At 51.7% G+C, this 18,574-nt stretch carries 17 protein-coding genes; 8 read left to right on the forward strand and 9 right to left on the reverse strand.

Annotated features, from left to right (window positions below; translation table 11 throughout):
• Window positions 1–2: 2 nt before the first annotated feature.
• The 3 genes from ACY2RQ_RS12175 to ACY2RQ_RS12185 all read right to left on the reverse strand — a co-directional run bounded on the left by ACY2RQ_RS12175 (window position 3) and on the right by ACY2RQ_RS12185 (window position 3,230).
• The gene (locus tag ACY2RQ_RS12175; protein WP_490113249.1) at window positions 3–431 is read right to left on the reverse strand and encodes a PaaI family thioesterase; all 429 of its coding nucleotides are present in this window, start codon (window positions 429–431) and stop codon (window positions 3–5) included.
• Window positions 428–952 carry a PaaI family thioesterase gene (locus ACY2RQ_RS12180; RefSeq protein WP_490113250.1) on the reverse strand — a complete coding sequence of 175 codons (525 nt, stop codon included), beginning with the start codon at window positions 950–952 and terminating at the stop codon, window positions 428–430. Before ACY2RQ_RS12180 ends, ACY2RQ_RS12175 begins: the two co-directional genes overlap by 4 nt.
• A gap of 226 nt (window positions 953–1,178) precedes the next feature.
• On the reverse strand, window positions 1,179–3,230 hold the full coding sequence (locus ACY2RQ_RS12185; RefSeq protein ID WP_490113251.1) for a S9 family peptidase: 2,052 nt from the start codon (window positions 3,228–3,230) through the stop codon (window positions 1,179–1,181).
• A 257-nt stretch (window positions 3,231–3,487) separates the two neighbouring features.
• Between ACY2RQ_RS12185 and ACY2RQ_RS12190 the strand changes: the two genes are divergently transcribed.
• The 4 genes from ACY2RQ_RS12190 to ACY2RQ_RS12205 all read left to right on the forward strand — a co-directional run bounded on the left by ACY2RQ_RS12190 (window position 3,488) and on the right by ACY2RQ_RS12205 (window position 7,928).
• Window positions 3,488–5,995 carry a hypothetical protein gene (locus ACY2RQ_RS12190; RefSeq protein WP_490113252.1) on the forward strand — a complete coding sequence of 836 codons (2,508 nt, stop codon included), beginning with the start codon at window positions 3,488–3,490 and terminating at the stop codon, window positions 5,993–5,995.
• A gap of 154 nt (window positions 5,996–6,149) precedes the next feature.
• Window positions 6,150–6,548 (forward strand): hypothetical protein, encoded by a 399-nt coding sequence (locus ACY2RQ_RS12195; RefSeq protein WP_490113253.1) that lies wholly within the window; start codon window positions 6,150–6,152, stop codon window positions 6,546–6,548.
• Window positions 6,549–6,559: 11 nt separating this feature from the next.
• A complete protein-coding gene (locus ACY2RQ_RS12200; protein WP_490113254.1) occupies window positions 6,560–7,339 on the forward strand; it encodes a class II glutamine amidotransferase in 780 nt (259 codons plus the stop codon).
• Between the two features lie 112 nt (window positions 7,340–7,451).
• The gene (locus ACY2RQ_RS12205) at window positions 7,452–7,928 is read left to right on the forward strand and encodes a pseudouridine synthase (RefSeq protein ID WP_490113255.1); all 477 of its coding nucleotides are present in this window, start codon (window positions 7,452–7,454) and stop codon (window positions 7,926–7,928) included.
• A gap of 31 nt (window positions 7,929–7,959) precedes the next feature.
• Here ACY2RQ_RS12205 and cysK read toward each other — a convergent pair whose 3' ends face one another.
• On the reverse strand, window positions 7,960–8,931 hold the full coding sequence (cysK, locus tag ACY2RQ_RS12210; protein WP_490113256.1) for a cysteine synthase A: 972 nt from the start codon (window positions 8,929–8,931) through the stop codon (window positions 7,960–7,962).
• A gap of 288 nt (window positions 8,932–9,219) precedes the next feature.
• On the opposite strand from cysK, the gene ACY2RQ_RS12215 reads away from it, so the two are divergent.
• The 4 genes from ACY2RQ_RS12215 to ACY2RQ_RS12230 all read left to right on the forward strand — a co-directional run bounded on the left by ACY2RQ_RS12215 (window position 9,220) and on the right by ACY2RQ_RS12230 (window position 14,324).
• Entirely contained in the window at window positions 9,220–10,062 is an 843-nt protein-coding gene (locus ACY2RQ_RS12215) for an AAA family ATPase (protein WP_490113257.1), read from the forward strand.
• A gap of 276 nt (window positions 10,063–10,338) precedes the next feature.
• A complete protein-coding gene (locus ACY2RQ_RS12220) occupies window positions 10,339–11,154 on the forward strand; it encodes a response regulator transcription factor (RefSeq protein ID WP_490113258.1) in 816 nt (271 codons plus the stop codon).
• Window positions 11,155–11,385: 231 nt separating this feature from the next.
• Window positions 11,386–12,933, forward strand: coding sequence for a class I adenylate-forming enzyme family protein (locus tag ACY2RQ_RS12225; RefSeq protein ID WP_490113259.1), 1,548 nt, complete (start codon window positions 11,386–11,388; stop codon window positions 12,931–12,933).
• A gap of 212 nt (window positions 12,934–13,145) precedes the next feature.
• The gene (locus tag ACY2RQ_RS12230) at window positions 13,146–14,324 is read left to right on the forward strand and encodes a vWA domain-containing protein (RefSeq protein ID WP_490113260.1); all 1,179 of its coding nucleotides are present in this window, start codon (window positions 13,146–13,148) and stop codon (window positions 14,322–14,324) included.
• Between the two features lie 55 nt (window positions 14,325–14,379).
• Here the strand turns inward: ACY2RQ_RS12230 and ACY2RQ_RS12235 are convergent, their stop codons facing one another.
• From ACY2RQ_RS12235 to ACY2RQ_RS12255, 5 genes are all read right to left on the reverse strand, one after another.
• Window positions 14,380–15,198: a hypothetical protein gene (locus tag ACY2RQ_RS12235; protein WP_490113261.1), complete on the reverse strand. Its 819-nt coding sequence runs from the start codon at window positions 15,196–15,198 to the stop codon at window positions 14,380–14,382.
• Window positions 15,199–15,245: 47 nt separating this feature from the next.
• Complete coding sequence (gene cobB / locus ACY2RQ_RS12240; protein WP_490113262.1) at window positions 15,246–15,974, reverse strand: Sir2 family NAD+-dependent deacetylase; 729 nt, start codon at window positions 15,972–15,974, stop codon at window positions 15,246–15,248.
• A gap of 78 nt (window positions 15,975–16,052) precedes the next feature.
• On the reverse strand, window positions 16,053–17,132 hold the full coding sequence (locus ACY2RQ_RS12245) for a hypothetical protein (protein WP_490113263.1): 1,080 nt from the start codon (window positions 17,130–17,132) through the stop codon (window positions 16,053–16,055).
• A gap of 2 nt (window positions 17,133–17,134) precedes the next feature.
• Window positions 17,135–17,623, reverse strand: coding sequence for a tetratricopeptide repeat protein (locus ACY2RQ_RS12250; RefSeq protein WP_490113264.1), 489 nt, complete (start codon window positions 17,621–17,623; stop codon window positions 17,135–17,137).
• A 214-nt stretch (window positions 17,624–17,837) separates the two neighbouring features.
• Complete coding sequence (locus ACY2RQ_RS12255; protein WP_490113265.1) at window positions 17,838–18,392, reverse strand: nitroreductase family protein; 555 nt, start codon at window positions 18,390–18,392, stop codon at window positions 17,838–17,840.
• Window positions 18,393–18,574 lie beyond the last annotated feature (182 nt).

Raw genomic sequence — 18,574 nt, forward strand, 5'->3', positions numbered from 1 at the left:
CTCTACAGTTTGAAGTGGATACGGCCCGTGGTGATCGGGCTGTCTTTATGGGTCTGCCACACTTTCACCGACACATTCGCCACCCGGCGGCCCTGACGGTGAACCTGGCATTCCGCGAAGGTATCCCGCAGCTGGCCGGAGCGCAGGTAATCAATGGAGAAATCGATAATGGAAGGAATGCGCGGCTCGGGCATATCCAGTAACAGATGGATGGTGGCCGCAGTTTCCATAAAGCCACCCACTACCCCACCGTGAAGCGCGGGCAGCAGCGGGTTGCCAATATTATTTTTATTGGCGGGCAGTTTGAACAGCACTTCATCCCCCATCATCTGCCCCTCAACGCCAATCAGGCCCGCATAGGGAATCCGGGCAATCAATTCCTCCAGGCGACCCTGCTCACGGGAGATTTTTACCGCTTCTTCCAGGGTCATTGTCCGGCCTCCGGCTTCTTTCTGGTCCGATTCAGATAGGTCTCCTGCAGGTTTTTACCCAGACGCATAAACGTTCCCACCGCATGGACCAGTGGCTGGTCCGGGCTGGTCTGCCAGGCGGTTCCCCGGGTAAAGATAATATGCGGGGTGACACGATAGGATTCTGCTGTCGCATACAAAGGTTTATGTGGTTCCGGCCTGGCCATATGGTCAATGCGCAGGTCCAGGGTCGGACAGCCTTCCGGCTGAGGCAGCGCACAGATGGTGGAAATACCGCAGGCGGTATCCATCAGTGTGGTCACAACACCGGAATGAATCACGCCGGTTTTCAGGTCACCGACAATTTTCTCGCTCCAGGGCAGTTCAAGGATCAGGCTGGACCTGTCCGCTTTCTTTACACGCATACCCAGTACTTTGCAGTGGGGAAGAACCGATAAAAACTGCCGGGCCATAATATCAATGGCCTTATCATCGAGTGTCTGTCGGCCCGGGGTTTCATTTTCTGTTGTTTTGGTAACCATGGATGAAATTGTCGTTTTACTTATCCAGCTGCCTTATATCATAAAGCCCGACAAACTACTCGCACTTTGTCGGGCTGAACGCCATGGTACGCAGCCATCGGGAGTGGAATTCCCGGTAGAAAAAATCTGCCCTCTATCAACCAATAAGGGTCCCATTTACTCCCGATCTGCCTGCTCCTGATCTGCCTAGTCAGTCAATGTGCGCAAGCGGCTCAAGGTTATGGCTTTAGCTCAACCAGCGGGAAACAACACTGAGAATAAATGCCTGTTCAAACGCCGCTTCTTTCATAGCGTCATAACGACCGGATGCCCCGAAATGCCCCGCTCCCATATGGGTTTTCAGAAACACAGGGTTATTGTCGGTTTTCAGCGCCCGCATCCGGGCCACCCACTTGGCCGGTTCCCAATACTGCACCCGGCGGTCTTCCAGCCCTGCCAGAACCAGTTGGGGAGGATATTCGCGGGCAGCAATATTATCGCAGGGGGAATAACTACGGATGTACTCATAAATCTCAGGATCAGAAGGGTCGCCCCATTCATCATATTCCGTGACCGTTAAAGGCAGTTCCGGATTCATCATAGTGTTCAATACATCCACAAAGGGTACATCCAGCACCGCGCCGGCAAACAACTCAGGACGCATATTCAATACTGCCCCCATCAACAGGCCACCGGCGCTGCCACCGGAAATTACCAGACGATCAGAAGCGGTTAACCCTTCAGCAACAAGATGCTCCCCACAGGCAATAAAATCATGGAAGCTGTTTTTCTTCTGCATACGACGCCCCTGGCGGTACCAGGTTTCCCCCAGATCCGCCCCACCCCTCACATGGGCAAGGGCAAACAGCATGCCCCTGTCCAGAAGGTTCAAGCGCCCACGGGCAAAATAAGGGTCTTCGCTGGTACCGTAAGCACCATAACCGTACAGCAACAGAGGAGCAGGCTTGAGAAAGCTCTCTTTCCGTCCCACAACACTGACCGGCACCTGCACACCATCATGACTGGTGGCCATAAGCCGACGGGTTTCATATTTTTCCGGATTAAAACCACCCAGCACCGGCATCTGCCGACGCAGAACCTGCTCGCCGGTATCCAGGTTGACATCCAGCACAGAAGGGGGACGGTTCAGGGACTCATACTCCAGCCGCAGAAATCCCGCCCGATATTCAGCGTTGTCGCAACCATCTACGGACCAGGCCTCATCGGGAAAATCCAGGGTAATAGTCTCCCCCTGCTCCGGACGGATACGTACCTGAACCAAACCCTGTTCCCGCTCAAACAGCACCAGCCTGCCGGGAAAAATCTCATAGTCTTCCAGGGTCACGGTATCCCGGTGGGGCAATAGTTCTGTCCATTGGTCTGGTTGGGAAAAACCAGCGGTGACCAGGCGATAATTCATGCCTTTATCGTTTGTTCGGATGTACAGTTTTTCGCCGTTGGAGTCCGGATAATATTCCAGTCCATTCTGGCGGGGACGAATCATCTGCAGTGGTTGCTCTGGCTGACTGAGCAACCCCAGATAACATTCAGTGGTATCTGTGCTGGCCAGTTCCACCAGCAGAAGGCTTTCCCCCCGGTCCGGATAGGCTGAAAGAAAAAACCTTTCATCGGTTTCTTCCAGCAAGATGGGGTCATCGGCCACATCTGTACCCAGTTTGTGGTAACAGAGCTGCCAGGGACGGAAACTTTTATCCAGTTTCACATACCAGAAAGAGCGGTTATCCGCTGCCCAGATAATATTGGCAGAGCAACCCTCTATCACATCCGGCAGCATTTCTCCGTTATCAAGGCTTTTAAAGCGCAGGGTCCAGATTTCATTGCCGTCAAAATCTTCCGCCCAGCCCAACAAACTGTTATCAGGACTGACCGCCATAACCCCAAGGTCAAAGTAATCCTTCCCTGCGCTGTAGGTATTACCATCGAAAATAACCTGCTCTTCTGCACTGTCAGCTTTACGCCGGTAATGAACAGGGTAATTTTTCCCCTTCAGGGTACGGATAAAGAATTCATAGCCGTGCCATAAATAAGGAAGAGATTCATCATCCTCCTTCAGCCGGGCCTTCATCTCTTCAAACAGGGTTTTCTGCAGGTTTTCTGTGCCTGCCATGCCGGCTCTGGTATGGGCATTCTCCTGTTCCAGCCAGGCCGCCACCTCTTCATTGTCCCGCTGTTCCAGCCAGTGATATTCATCCTGGCGCTGCCGCCCCTGGCCGTCGTTATGGATAAACGGTTTATGGGAAGGAAACTTTGGCGGACGAAGAGAGCAAGGTAAATCCATAAAATCAGGGAATCCTGTTATATAACAAGTTCAGGTATGGGTGCTGCCCAGAGACAACTTACTGTACAAATTTACAGCCGGCCAATGTAATTGAGACAGTGAAAAATGTACAAGATATTTTCCCGGCTTTTTCAAAACATTTGATGCCAAAACATTCGACCCCAGGCTACACACCATGAAAAATCTTTAAAAAGGCCACACCCCCGACAGAAATCAACTACTTTGCATCACAAATTATCAGGGGAAAATCGAAAATTATGCGCAGTTTCCATTCTTTCTGCTTTCTCTTTCTAATTTTTATCAACCTCGGTACTCCTCTGCAGGCTGGCACAGGGTTGCAATATTCAGAAGCGCATTTAGTTCATCTCACCCAACAGGATTATACTGATAATCAATGCGTTATCTGCCATGACATTCCGGTAGTACCTCCCCTGACCTGTGGTACCTGCAAGAACGCTTTTATATGCCCAGGCTGCTTCCCCGCTTCTCTGAGTGACTGCCCTGTATGCAGAAGTGAAATTTTATCCTCAGAAAAAACAGCACCACAGGCGGACACAACAACCACATTCACTGTTGTCAATGACTGGCAGGACAGACTGGGGCAACTCACAGTTTACTGTGATAACGACAGATGCACCTGGCAGACAAAATTTGGCAAAAACTCCGAAGGAGCAAATGAATATGCCCAACACAAGGAGCAATGCCCCCACGAGCAGATAGACTGCCCAAACCAGTGCGGAGAAAAAATAACAAGAGATGAAGTTGAACAACATAATAAAACCTGCACCAATGCTCCTCGCCCCTGTCCGGCCTGCGGAGAGGAAATTGCTCGCTCGAAATTACGAGCCCATAAAAGCAGTAGCGCATGCATAAAAAAACAATTCCTGGCTCTGGGTGAAGCCGAAATCACCAAAGAGCAGAAACAGCTTCTGGAATCCCTGGCTGGTGCCCAGGCTACACAGGAGCGACATATTCAGAAACTTGAAACAGCCTTCCTGACTCTCAGTCATCAATTCAATACACTGACCCTTGGCAATGAGCTTCAGCAGGGTTTAACCCTTACCTTGGAAATCCCCAGGAATCTCGAAACAGTGCTGTCAGCAGAACAAACAAGATATTCTTCTTTATCCACCCCTTTCACCCTTGACGCCGATGGCAGACAAAGGCAACTCCTGCTCACTATCGAGCATGCCCACGACTCTATCCCCGCAAATCAGCGTTACAGGGTCAGTGCTTATATGAGCTATATGGCAAACAATGATATTGAAGCCAGCCATATTGACTGGCACATTGAAGAACCCGTTGAAATAACATTACTTCATCCAGAAGAGTCGCAGAAACACATCCGGCAGCAAATCCCCGCTGCTACGTTTTTCCATAATTATCACCGCCCCCAACATAATGAGGGCACAACACCTGAAAACTCATTTATAAAAACAACCTTGCTATCCTCAGCTTCAGCCAAGCGTCTGAATAGCTACAGTCCCCACAGAAAGCTAATGGTCAGGGTACGCAAAGGCGGATCCGCTGATAGCCAGAGCACGGTTCTGCATAAACACCCTAACCCACTCCTTACACCTCTCTATCACGCCACCCCCCTGTTTAAGGCCGGCCCCGGCTCCCTGGGCCTTTTGATACCTGCCAGCATGGTACATAGCCAAACCCTGACACCAGAGGCAATCAGGCAGTTTGGCACTCATGCCTTCAAGATAGGAAATGAAACCTGGGAGATTTTTATCGACAACGGAAAGGCTGGCCGTGGACCAGAATCTGTTTCAGAATCTCATCCGGCTTTGATATTCAGATTAAAATCTGAAGATTATCAGCTCCTGAAAACACTTCACATTTCCCGTCAGGCACCCCATACAACAGCCCCCCTGCCCTTCAATACTGTCGAATTTTCAGGCAATAAAGGCACTACGCGGGCGAAACAAAGAGGGCTGGGAGTATGGCTTGTAGCACAGAGTCAAACCACAGATATGCACCTTACGGATAACAGCACTTACCTCTATACAATCACCCTGAATCCGGATCAATCCATTGAGGAACCTGGTCTTTTCGTTATTGAGCACACCGGCCCAGGCTCTGTTCAACGGCTAGAAGCCACCACCAGCGCACAAGCCAGACAACTCACTGAACAGGCTAATCAAATAGCTACACAGACAAGCCAGAGCAATGCCCTGAAAGCATCACTCATATTGCTTGATTATCAGAATCAAAAAAACGTGGCAACGGGTACAGTAACCCCTTCCGGTACTAATAGCTGGATATGGCATATCAAACATAAAGGTGTCTTGCTACATTCCCCACCTCAAACCTTCATAAGCTTCAAAAGCCCTGCCTTTTCTTTCCAGAGTTCCACCTATCGACTGCTGATAAACATTAATGAAAGTTCTAATAACCCCACCCAAAAAGATACTGCAGGCCTTTATTTAAGGGCCGACATGGGGGCACTTGGCGCAAGAACACGCTGGAGGCGTGATCTGGATAAGTTTGAATTTTCCGTAACCAATGAAAGAGGTGAAGTTCTGGCAGATACCACAAGATCAGTGCACCTGAAACCTGCCAATTACGGTAGAAGTGCAGCCTGGAAGGGCATTGAAAAAAGTGGTCATGGTTTTCGAGGCTTCCTGACCAGAAACCACACAACCGGCCCTGACCATGACCTTTATATCCGTGTAACCCTGACTCCGGCAACTCATACCCGCCCAAGACTTATGCGGGCCGTAGCCGAGGAAAGGGAGCCGCTTTTAGAAAACAACTAAAGATTTATCCACAGACCTGTTTATCCCGGTTATTGGATAAATACCCACGGTATCTGACATAATCTCCGGATACCGGCGCTTTGCCCGCCAACAGTGGATCAATACAACTTCAGGCTGGAACCTGACTTGTATACCCTATACAACTGAGCCATACATGATTCTGAACCCGTACATTATCGCCTGGGCTGTTTACTTGCTTGCCGCCGCTGGCTGCCTCGCCGTGTGGTGGAAAATCACCAGTAAAATCAATCCGACCCTGGCCAGCTGGCTGCGTCTCTGGGGCACTGTCCTGATTGTTACCCCCGGCACCAGCAAGGCGGAAGTCAGCATCATTATTCCCGCCCTCCTTGGCAGTATTTATGATGGCCTGACCTTTGGCCCAGAGAGCATTACCCAGAATATTCTGATTATGGTGGGAGCCCTGGTTGTTGCCTCAATGGTCAAACTGCTGTTTTTCCGTAACTCTCACAAGAAATCCCATAAAAGCCCTGCAAAAACACAGAACAACAAAGACAACGGGCAGAGCCAGAAAACTGAAGCCAAAGTTCCCTGAGGTCATTCATTATGTGTGAACTGCTGGGCATGAGTGCCAACACCCCTACGGATATTGTTTTTAGCTTTACCGGCCTGATACAGCGCAGTGGCCCCGCTGGTCCCCACCGCGATGGCTGGGGTATCTCCTTCTATGATGGCAAGGGCATTCGGGATTTCCGTGATCCTGCCCCTGGCCATACGTCAGAAGTCGCCCAATTAGTACAGAAATACCCTATTAAAAGCGAGCTGGTGGTCAGCCATATCCGCCAGGCTAATGCCGGGCGTATCTGCCTGGAAAACACCCATCCTTTTACCCGGGAACTCTGGGGACGTTACTGGACCTTTGCCCACAATGGACAGCTGAAAAACATTAAATCAAAACCGTTGTCATTTTATCAGCCAGTGGGCACCACCGACAGCGAACATGCCTTCTGCTGGATACTGGACCAGATTCGCGCACGCTTCCCCAAACCACCGGCCCGGGCTACCACCCTCTGGCGGTTTATCCACGGTCTGTGTGAAGAACTGCGCAGCCTTGGGGTATTTAATATGCTGCTGGGGGATGGCAAAGATTTAGCCTGTTACTGTTCCACCAGACTCAGCTGGATTACCCGAAAAGCGCCCTTTACCACTGCCTCACTGGCAGACGCCGATGTGACTGTGGATTTTCACCAGGAAACCACCCCAAACGATATAGTTACAGTCGTTGCCACCATGCCCCTGACCGATAACGAACAGTGGCAAACTATGCAGACGGGCGAGATGCAGGTATTTCGCAAAGGGGAATCCCGGCTTCAGAAGGAAGCCTAACCATCTGGTTTTCCTGTCGCTCTTACAGGTACTGTGACTGTTCTTCCCGCAACAAACAGCGACATTCGTCGTAAATCAGATTTCTGAGCCAGGCATGGGACGGCCATTGTTAATGACCAACGATACTCCACAACAAAATTCAGCGGATACCAATCCACCTGCTTTTATTGTTCCCCACTGCGCAGAGCAGGTTGAAATTCTCCATGCTGACGACCACTGCCTGCTGATTAACAAGCCCTCCGGCCTGCTCTCTGTACCTGGCCGTCACCCGTCCAATCGGGACTGCGCCATCACCCGGGTACAGCAGGATTATCCCGATGCCCTGATTGTGCACCGCCTGGATATGGATACCTCGGGCATTATGGTGCTGGCCAGGGTCTATGGGCTGCTCACGCCGATCACCGGCCGTTCCCACCAGTTGCGGGTGCATACCGCAAAGCTTGGACACCTGATTCTGGGCTGCAGTTTTTACGGCAATGAGCAGACCAGAGCCGCCGCTCCACGGCTACAGCTCCATGCCAGTTACCTGAAACTCAGACACCCTAAAACAGAGAAGGAGCTGATCGGGCGATCAACTCCTCTATTCTGATAACAGAAAGTACGGCAATGAAATTCAATCGTTACTGAACCAGCTCCTGCTCACTGAACATGCCTTCATAGAGAGGGCTGGACAGGTAACGCTCACCGGAATCCGGCAGTACAACCACAATATTCTTGCCGTCAAATTCAGGTTTCTCGGCAATCCTCAGGGCCGCGACCATGGCCGCGCCGCAGGAAATACCTGACATAATTCCCTCTTCCTTGGCGAGACGTTTGCCCATTTCAATGGCATCTTCATTGGAGACCTGCTCAACCTGGTCAACCATGGCCAGATCCAGGTTAGCCGGCACAAAGCCCGCGCCAATACCCTGGATTTTATGGGGAGAAGGTTTCACCTCTTCACCGTTCAGGGTCTGGGTAATCACCGGAGAGGCGGAAGGCTCAACAGCGATGCTGGTAATAGCCTTGCCCTTCTGCTGCTTGATATAGCGGGACACGCCGGTAATGGTGCCCCCGGTGCCCACCCCGGAAACCAATACGTCGATAGCACCGTCGGAGTCATTCCAGATTTCCGGACCAGTGGTCTGTTCATGGATTTTCGGGTTAGCCGGATTCTCAAACTGTTGCAGCATCAGGTAAGTATCCGGGTTCTTCTCAACAATCTCTTTCGCCTTGGCAATGGCGCCATTCATACCCTTGGCCGGCTCCGTAAGAACCAGCTTCGCGCCGAAGGCCTTGAGCATCTTTCGGCGTTCCAGGCTCATGGAAGCGGGCATGGTAAGGGTCAGGGGGATACCCTTTGAGGCCGCCACAAAAGCCAGGGCGATACCGGTATTACCGCTGGTGGGCTCCACCAGCTCCATGCCCGGCTTGAGTCGGCCACTCTCTTCCGCGTCCCAAATCATGCTGGCACCAATACGGCACTTTACGCTACCAGCAGGATTACGGGACTCAATTTTGGCAAAAATGTTCCTGCCCGGAGCCAGCCGCTGAATTTTCACCATTGGGGTCTTGCCAATGGTTCTAGCATTGTCAGAGTAGATTTCGCTCATGGTGCTCCCGCTTTATTAGCTGTGGTTCTTTAATTCACAGTGGCTTACAGGCTGTGAGTGAACCCTTGTCATTATCGGCATATCAACTATCCCTCACCGGGACAAACCTGTAAATGATCATTGCTCTTTGCGCTCATAGAAAGGTTTATATAGACGCTTATATCGCCAGAGCAAACCCGTCCCGGTTATTGATCTGGGTCAAATGTGTGGATAGAGTAGCCGCAGTCACAACAACGATAGCAATAAAACGGTCCGGATCTTCCCGGCCGGGACTCCACGGGAACGCCCATGAAATTCAACAGCACTGAAGACTATATCGCCACAGATGACCTGCGCCTCGCTGTCAATGCCTCTATCACCCTGCAGCGCCCGCTGCTGGTAAAGGGTGAGCCCGGCACCGGTAAAACCATGCTGGCGGAAGAACTGGCCAAATCCCTGGGCATGCGTCTGATCCCCTGGCACGTGAAATCCACCACCAGGGCCCACCAGGGTCTGTATGAGTATGACGCTGTTTCCCGTCTGCGGGATTCACAGCTGGGCGTAGAGGGCGTGCACGATATCAGCAACTACATCGTCAAGGGCAAGCTCTGGGAAGCTTTTGAATCCGACGAGCAGGTGGTTCTGCTGATTGACGAAATCGACAAGGCAGACATTGAATTCCCCAATGACCTTCTGCTTGAGCTGGACCGCATGGAGTTCCATGTGTACGAAACCCAGCAGCAGATCAAGGCCAAGCACCGTCCCATTATTATTATCACCAGTAATAACGAAAAGGATCTGCCGGACGCCTTCCTGCGCCGCTGCTTCTTCCATTACATCAACTTCCCCGACCGGGAAACCATGCAGGAGATTGTCAAGGTTCATTATCCCCGCGTTCAGGAAGATCTGGTAAAAGAAGCTCTGGAAGTGTTCTTTGACGTGCGTAAGGTACCGGGTATGAAGAAAAAGCCTTCCACTTCAGAGCTGATCGACTGGGTGAAACTGCTGATGGCCGATGACGTACCTGAAGAAATTCTCCGGGAGCGTGATCCGTCCAAGGCCATTCCTCCCCTGGCCGGTGCCCTGGTGAAGAATGAGCAGGATGTCCAGCTTCTTGAGCGTCTGGCATTTATGGCCCGGAGAAATCGTTAAACCACCTGCTTGTTTTTCTTAATCATGGCCGGCTTTCCTCAATTTTCAGAAAAACCGGCCTTGATATTTCTGACAGACCCTTTCTACCAGAAATGACCCACAGATTTTGCTGACGAGGCTTTTTTATAAATATTGTTTTTTATAAAGATTGTTTTTTATAAAGATTGTCTCCAGGATCCTTGCCTCGCTGCATTATCAGTTTCAGAACTACAAATAGCGTAGATATGTCGCATATCAGGAGAACGCTCGTTTAAATACAATGATTCAGGAGGGAGTATGAACCACATACAACCTGGGGAAAAAATTGTACACAGCAGACAACTCACCACAAAGCACCAGGGACAGGACAGTGATGACATTTTTTCTCCGTCAGCAAGGCCGCTGGATATTATCCAGCAGGAAATACACAACTACATCACCGAGCTGGAATTCCTCAGCTTCCGCTACAGCTCACTTCCATCCGGACTAAGCAATAACCAGTCGAGCGCGGAGCCACTCACATTTGATACCAAACAGCGTTCTGATGGCCGGGAAGGTTTCGGCACCCTCTCGGAAAAAATGCTCCACACCTATTATCAGACCATCGCCGAACAGGATAATCTCTGGCAAACCCTTGGAGACGTCAAAGCCCCTGTTATTCACCCGCTCCCCGGTGTCACCCGGCCGAGAACCCAGGCTTTCTTCAGCCGGTACAATATCAACAGCGTGCTTTTCCTGCCCATGCGCTGGCAGACAGGCAACAACTGGTTCTGCATCTTCTCACTGCAAAGCCATCTCCAGCCTGAAGAGTTAAGCGAGCACTATCAGCGGGTGAATAAAGCCCTGAACGCCAAGGTTCTGGGCTGGCATCTTGAGCTCATGGCTTTCCGCCAGGAAAAATTCAACCCGTATATCATCCGGAAGATTCTCTCACCACGGGCCAGACATATCCTGAAGCTGGCCTCCGATGGCTATTCCTCAAGGGCCATTGCGGAAATGACCGATATCAGCGATAACGGCGTGAATTACCACTACCGGGAAGCCAAGCGGGTTCTGGGGGCCAGAAACCGCACCCATCTTGTCTCTCTCGCCAAGGACCAGAAGATTATCTGACGGTTCTGATGACAGGCAGGCTGACTGTGGCCTGCCTCCTTTCCTGCCCTCATTCATCTCACATTCGTCCTGTTCATCCCCGTTCCCTGGTCTCTGAACGCTTGCCTGCATGGAACAGGTACTGCAGTATGCAGGCCATACATATAAATATCAGCGCTCTGCAGAACACAGAACAGGTGGAAAGGACTCCGCAAAGCTGCCCGATAAAAACAAATCACGAAAGATCTGCTTATGCTTACAATTGGTCAACTGGTCACCCGTAATGGCCGTAACTGGTCTCAACACGATGCCTTCGTAGAAGTCGATCGCCGTATAACCTGGGGTGAATTTGACCGCCGTACCGATGCCCTGGCCCATGTGCTGAAAAACCTTGGTGTCCAACCGGGCGAACGTGTGGCCATGCTGGCGGAAGACCGCATTGAAGTGGCGGAACTGCTGGCCGCCTGCGCGAAAGCCGGCCTGGTGCGGGTCGGGCTGAATATTCGCCTCTCTCCCCGGGAAAATGCCCACCTGATTGATGATTCACGGCCCCAATATCTGATTGTTCCCGCCCACGCCACTGGCAAAGCCGCTGATGCCATGGTTATCAGCAAACACCAGCCGGAACTGATCGGCATGGGCAATGGCCATGGTTACAATCATGACTATGAACAGTTAATTACCGATGCCCTGCCCCTCGGCTCGTTTACCCAGACGCCCAGAGAACAGATTATGCTGTGTTACACGACTGGCTCTACAGGTCTGCCAAAAGGGGCGATTTACGAACACAACAAGCTGCTGCGCTCAATCATATACACGGCCATGTGCGAAGGGGCAACCCATGATGATATCTGGCTGCACGCCATGCCCGCCGGCGGCGTGCCTATCATGCACCTGCTGCGCAACCTGTTCCATGGATCGACGACAGTAATCGTAGGTCACTGGTCTCCGGAAAAAGCCCTGATGCTGATGGAGCGGGAACGCACAACGATGACAGTGCTAGTGCCAACAATGGTCGCCTCCCTGCTGGAAAGCCCGGAACTGAAGAACACCGACCTGAGTGCCATGAAACTGCTGGGTTACGGTGCGTCCCCCATGCCACCGGCAATGATCCGTGAAGGTATGGAGAAACTGGGCTGTCCCTTCCTGCAGATGTTCGGTACCACGGAACTGACCGGTATGGCTACCATGCTGTATCCATCCGACCATGAGAAAGCTTTGAATGGGGAACCGGATATTCTCGTCTCCGCCGGCAAGCCCCTGCCCTGGGTGGATATCCGTATTATTGATGAAAATGGGGAAGATGTTCCCGCCGGTGAGATGGGTGAGCTGCTGGTTCGCAGTGAGCTGACCATTTCCGGTTACTGGAACCAGCCGGAGAAATACGCTGAAACGGTAAAAGACGGCTGGTTGTATACCGGCGACTTTGCCCGCCAGGATGAACAGGGATATGTCTATCTTGGAGACAGGGTTGGCTTCCGTATGAAAACCGGCGGATACAATGTTTTCCCTACGGAGATTGAAGCGGTTGTTGCCGAACACCCTGCTGTTCACGAAGTCAGTGTGTTTGGCCTGCCCGATGAACTCTGGGGTGACCGTATCCATGCGGTGGTCACTCTGAAATCCGGCCAGAATTTAACAGAAGAAGAATTGCAGGGCTTCTGCGAAAACCGCATTGCCCGGTTTAAAATCCCCAAATCTGTAGATATCTGGGATGAACTGCCCAAAGGAGCTACGGGTAAAATCCTGAAGCGAACCATTATTGACTATTACCGCAAAAAAGAAATAGCTGAGACCTGAATGTGAAGATTGCACATAAGTGAGTCGGTTCCGGGATTCCTGTTTCCAAAGGCCATGGATGGCCTGGGAGCGCCCCAGGGTATGGAAAACCCTGCGGCGCGGAAAACAGGAATCCCGGAGCCAGACGGCTTGTTATCCCCGGCCAGAGCATTGCATGCAGACTTTAACTTCCCTATTCTTCGTTCCATCGCTGCCATAAACGACAACAACAGATGCTGCTGAACTTCTTTGATACCCTGCGCCAGTACGGCGCTCCCGTCAGTATCCGGGAACATCTTGATCTTCTGGAAGCACTCCAGGGGCATCTGACGTTCGCCGACAGGGAAGAGTTTTATCACCTGGCCAAAGCCATCCTGATTAAGGACGAGCGCCACTTCGACAAATTCGACCGGGCCTTTGCCGCCTTTTTTGAAGGGGTAGATACTCTCGAAATGATGCCCGATGCCATGATCCCCGAAGAGTGGCTGCGCAAGGAATTTGAGCGTTACCTCACCGACGAGGAAAAAGCCAAGGTACTTGGCTTTGATAGCTTTGAAGAACTGATGAAACAGTTCAAGGAGCGCTTAAAGGAACAGCAGGAACGTCACCAGGGCGGTAACAAATGGATTGGCACCGGCGGCACGTCCCCCTTTGGCGCTTACGGCTTTAACCCTGAAGGTATTCGTATCGGTCAGGAAGGTGGCCGTAACCAGCGTGCGGTAAAAGTCTGGGACAAACGTGAATTCCGCAACCTGGACGACGATGTAGAGCTGGGTACCCGTAATATTAAAGTCGCCCTGCGTCGCCTGCGTAAATTTGCCCGGGAAGGGGCGGCGGAAGAATTGGATATTGACGACACCATCAATTCAACCGCCCGTTCCGGGGGCATGCTGGATATCAAGATGGTGCCCGAACGCCATAACAGCGTAAAAGTTCTGCTGTTTATAGATATTGGCGGCACTATGGATGCCCACGTAAAAGTCTGTGAAGAACTGTTCTCGGCGATTAAGACCGAGTTTAAACATCTTGAGTTCTTTTACATTCATAACTTTATTTATGAATCTGTCTGGAAAGATAACTACCGCCGCCATCAGGACCGTATCCAGACTATGGATATTCTCCACAAATATGGTGATGACTATAAAGTGATTTTTGTGGGAGACGCTTCCATGGCCCCCTACGAAGTGAGCCAGCCCGGCGGCAGCGTAGAGCACTGGAACGAAGAAGCCGGTTCCACCTGGATGCTGCGGTTTATGGAGAAGTACAAGCGACTGATCTGGCTGAACCCTTATCCGGAACAGCACTGGGAATACACGACATCAACCACCATGATCCAGGAACTGTTAGAAAACCGCATGTATCCCCTGAGCGTAAAAGGAATTGAAGACGGTATGCGTTACCTCAGCAAATAACTCTATAAAAAGTAGCTCTATAAAAAGTGGCGCTGTAAACAACCTGCCACCGGTTTCACGACTCAGCGGCAGGTTCTTCCTCTTTTATCTCCAGCACAGGCTGGTACTCCAGATGCACTCCTTCCCGTTCCACCAGTAAACCAATCAGATATTTCTGGCTGTTATACAGCACAGTTATTCTGGACTGATCGCCCATGCTCAGAGCAACTTTGTGCCCTTCCGGGTTCTCCTCAAGAGAAACTTTCCCAATCAAGGCCGGCTGATCCAGCAGCAGGAAAGGGCAACGGTAGCGTCTGTCGGAATTATCTGTCTCGCTTTGACTGCCTGTCTGACGATTAACATCATAAGCCAGCTGCAGAAGATCAATCATTCCACCATATTCGCTGACATTTACCAGGTCTTCCTGATTCCCTTCCTCTTGGCCATAGCGTTCGACATAAACCATATACAGTCCGCCATCATTCAGGTTCAGCTCTGAGGCCGGAAAATCATCGGGCACAGACTGCCCCTGGGGAAATGCACTTGAAACCTTTAACTCACTGCTATTGCTCGCAGCGGAATATTCCAGCGCCATGGTGCCCTGATACTCCTGCCCCCCTTTCTTTAAAACGAGTGAAAATTTTGAACTGTTCCCAGGAAGACCGGTTATATCGGATATATCTTTTCCTCCCCATTCATCGCCATACCCTGCCTGTCCCAGAAACCCCAGAATCACCCCGGCCAACACACCTGCGGCTGCCAATCTCATATTTGTTCTCCACTGTTTATCCAGAGGAGTCCATTCCCACACACCATGCCCTTGCCCGGATTCAGACAGGATAACTAACACAAGGTTCAGCAATACCAACAGACAGCCGGTCAGCCTGGCTGGCATTCCCGGTCAGTCTGGCTGACAGCGCAAAAGTGAAACAAAAGGTAACTTTAGAGAAGATTCTGAAAAAATTCAGGCACGATAGCCGTCGCAGGGCCCGTCCTGCAGTGGTCAAAGGCATCAGCATTGGCACTGGCCTCCAGGTTCAGTTCAACGGTTCTCGCCCCTGCGGCTCTGGCCTGCATAAAGAACCCTGCGGCGGGATAAACGTTGCCCGAAGTACCAATACTGATAAACAGATCACAGCGAGACAGGTGCCGGTCAATGACATCCATGGCCAAAGGCACTTCCCCAAACCAGACAATATGTGGCCTCAGCCCACCAGACTTCTGGCATTGACCACAGACCGAATCCTGGTTCATATCCCCGGTATGAACATCAACGGCATGACAGTGGAGACAGCGGGATTTACACAGCTCCCCGTGCATATGAATCAGGCTTCGGGATCCTGCCCGCTCATGGAGATCATCCACATTCTGGGTGACCAGAAGAAACTCACCGGAATAATTCTGCTCAAACTCCGCCAGAGTCTTATGGGCCAGATTAGGCTCCACACTCCCAAGCTGCTGGCGACGGGCATTGTAAAACCGGTGAACAAGGGCTGGATCACGGACAAAGCCCTCAGGGGTTGCAACATCTTCAATGGCATGGTCTTCCCAAAGGCCGTCGGATGCCCTGAAGGTACGGATACCAGATTCTGCCGACACACCCGCGCCGGTAAGCACGACAATGGATTGATAAGAAGAGCGTTGTTTTTTTGAAGAATGGAACATCGGCATATGTCTTATTGAGCCTGACGATGTCCCATCATATCCTATTAAGGAAAGTGAACGTTAAGGGAAGAAGAAGGGCAGGATTTATATCGGGTTCTGCATTTGGCTCTGCTGGTACTGCTGATCAGCACCACCGGAGAAAATCGCCTGCTTGGCGGCTTCAATATCCTCCTCAACCTTTCTCATCCCCTCTTTTTCTTCCTCCATCTGACGGGCCAGCTGCATAAGGAATTCGTTAAAATCACCGTCCGGATTATTGCGCATGGCCTTGGCCTGGGCCAGGTCATAGTCAGCAGAACTAATGGCATCATCAATATCATCCCCGCCCACATCCGTAATCTGCTGCTGAAGGGACTCAATACCATCAACAGACTCTGAACCAGCCACATGCCCCTGAATGGCATCACTCAGAATCTGTTTCTGCACCGCTTCCGGGGAAGCGTGCTCCCGTACCATTTCCGTCAGCTGCTCATGGAGCTCCGCAGAAATAATGCCACGCTCCTCCATAAAGTTCAGGCGGGCCAGATGTTTCTGAGGGTTCACGGGCTGATCTTTCAGGGCGCAGTGAATGCAATCCTCTTCATAATCCTTCTGGAAATTCTCCACCATGGCCAGACCGGGGCCATAGGCCTGCTCCATCACCTGCTGCCGGGCTTCCCCTGTTTTCTGTATGGCCACCTTGTCCATAGCCCCCGACGCGATTAATCCCGCGCCAACGGGGAAGAAAATAGCTCCCAGTACAATTTTCGCTGTTGCGCATTCATCCGCCTTCTGGTTGCTGGCCGGGTCGAGCTGATTTTCCAGTTCGCTGACGCGCTTCTCATTGGTATCCTGCACTTTCTGACGATTGGTCAGGGCGTTCTGCTCCTGGGTTTCCTGCATACGCTCATCAGACTCAGTCCTCAGACCATTTATCACTGCCTGCAGCTGATTCAGATCCATACCGGAAATCGCCCCTTCCGCCCCCGGCACCGGTGATGCCAAAGGTACTGCCCGACCTCCGGGTGTAGCGGGTTCTACGCCGGCACTGTAAAAGCTGATACCACCCGTTCCGGCATCCAGCATACCGCCACCGATCCGGCCGGGCTGCTTATCCATAACCTGCTGATGGTGATCGTCCCTGTGCAGCTGCTGAATGCCATTGTATCCGTTAACCTGAGTCATAATTACTCTCCCGTGGCCGGTGTCAGACGCTGCAGCATGTTATCTGCAATCTTTTTCAGGGGCTGGTAATGGCTGTTCCTGGCCGCCCTGGCCCGGAGTACCAGCAGAGCTTCCCTGGCCTTATCCGGCCTTCCAAGCTCTTCCCAGGCATGAGCCAGATTCAGGGCTGGCCCCGGATCGGCGAAGTCCATGGCCACGGCCTGCTGGAGCACCTGAACAGCTTGCTCTGCCTGGCCGGACTGCAGACAACAGGCACCAAATCCGGCAAGAAAGCGAGGGTTTTTGTGGTCCTGAAAACTCAGGTAAAGAAACAGGCTACGGGCCGTTTGATAATTTTCCGCCTGATAGTGGCTGAACGCCTGGGCGTAAATGCCTTCAAGCAGCTCCTGGGGTATGTTCTTGTGGGCGGCCATGGTGACCCCGTCCTGCATACCGGCCAGCAGGTGGTGATCTCCCCCCAGCGCCGCCAGCATATCCCTGAGTACGCTCATCTCTCTATCTCCCTTCAGAACCACAGTTATTCCTAAAGCATACTCAGGGGGATTGGACAGGCTTCCACCATTTGGAAATCGCAGTTACGGAGGCATATTCAGTGGGGCTATATAAAAAGAGAGATCAAGCAGAAATAATGGAGGAGAAGCCATTCTATTGACAGCACTCCCCTTATTTGAAAAATCAATCAGACAGAGCGATAGCTTTCAGCCCCTACCATTTGGACAGAAATTTTTTCGGATCATTTACCGGCAGCTCTTTAATTTTTCCCTGGGGCGTCCCCAGATAGATAAATCCGCAAAGCTTTTCGTGGCTCTCCAGGCCCAGCTCTCGGGCCAGCAGCGGCTCATAACTCGCTATACCGGTTCGCCACATGGCACCTATGCCCAGATAGTGGGCCGCATTAAGAATATTGCCCACAGCCGCACCCAGCGAGAGAAACTGTTCGCTCTCCGGCACCTTTTCATGTTCCACCGGGCACAGTATCGGCAATAAAAGGTCGGGGGCACGCAACGGGGCTTTGCGCAGGCGCTCCTGCTGAGCCTCGGTTAAATCTGGATCTCTTTCCAGGCCAGCCCTTGCCAGAATATTCCCCAGAGCCTGACGGCGGTCGCCGGTTATTCGGATAAAACGCCAGGGCTGGAGATGGGCATGATCGGGAGCCCGCAGGGCAGAGCGAATTAGAAGGTCATATTGCTCTTCATTCGGCCCCGGTTCAGTTAACAGTGGTACCGACACCCGAGACAATAACTGCTTTAGTCCGTTCACACTTCCCCCATTCTCGCGTATGTCATATTTGAGCTTAATAATAACGGCAGCGGCTGGAAACGAGAATGTATTGTTTGCAGTTGTCCGGGTAAACATCAACTCTCAGTCAGGAAACCGATAAGCTTAAGAACCGGAAGCCTGAGGCATCCTGTTGACCAGTATGGCTCAGGACAATTTTAACT

The organism is Parendozoicomonas sp. 209JJ7-1 (genome assembly GCF_058147085.1).

Coding starts and splice junctions, on each gene's coding strand:
- ACY2RQ_RS12175 (WP_490113249.1), bottom strand. CDS start 431: ATGACCCTGGAAGAAGCGGTAAAAATCTCCCGTGAGCAGGGTCGCCTG.
- ACY2RQ_RS12180 (WP_490113250.1), bottom strand. CDS start 952: ATGGTTACCAAAACAACAGAAAATGAAACCCCGGGCCGACAGACACTC.
- ACY2RQ_RS12235 (WP_490113261.1), bottom strand. CDS start 15,198: ATGCCAGCCAGGCTGACCGGCTGTCTGTTGGTATTGCTGAACCTTGTG.
- ACY2RQ_RS12245 (WP_490113263.1), bottom strand. CDS start 17,132: ATGACTCAGGTTAACGGATACAATGGCATTCAGCAGCTGCACAGGGAC.
- ACY2RQ_RS12230 (WP_490113260.1), top strand. CDS start 13,146: ATGCTGCTGAACTTCTTTGATACCCTGCGCCAGTACGGCGCTCCCGTC.
- ACY2RQ_RS12190 (WP_490113252.1), top strand. CDS start 3,488: ATGCGCAGTTTCCATTCTTTCTGCTTTCTCTTTCTAATTTTTATCAAC.
- ACY2RQ_RS12205 (WP_490113255.1), top strand. CDS start 7,452: ATGACCAACGATACTCCACAACAAAATTCAGCGGATACCAATCCACCT.
- ACY2RQ_RS12250 (WP_490113264.1), bottom strand. CDS start 17,623: ATGAGCGTACTCAGGGATATGCTGGCGGCGCTGGGGGGAGATCACCAC.
- ACY2RQ_RS12185 (WP_490113251.1), bottom strand. CDS start 3,230: ATGGATTTACCTTGCTCTCTTCGTCCGCCAAAGTTTCCTTCCCATAAA.
- cobB (WP_490113262.1), bottom strand. CDS start 15,974: ATGCCGATGTTCCATTCTTCAAAAAAACAACGCTCTTCTTATCAATCC.
- ACY2RQ_RS12200 (WP_490113254.1), top strand. CDS start 6,560: ATGTGTGAACTGCTGGGCATGAGTGCCAACACCCCTACGGATATTGTT.
- ACY2RQ_RS12195 (WP_490113253.1), top strand. CDS start 6,150: ATGATTCTGAACCCGTACATTATCGCCTGGGCTGTTTACTTGCTTGCC.
- ACY2RQ_RS12225 (WP_490113259.1), top strand. CDS start 11,386: ATGCTTACAATTGGTCAACTGGTCACCCGTAATGGCCGTAACTGGTCT.
- cysK (WP_490113256.1), bottom strand. CDS start 8,931: ATGAGCGAAATCTACTCTGACAATGCTAGAACCATTGGCAAGACCCCA.
- ACY2RQ_RS12220 (WP_490113258.1), top strand. CDS start 10,339: ATGAACCACATACAACCTGGGGAAAAAATTGTACACAGCAGACAACTC.
- ACY2RQ_RS12215 (WP_490113257.1), top strand. CDS start 9,220: ATGAAATTCAACAGCACTGAAGACTATATCGCCACAGATGACCTGCGC.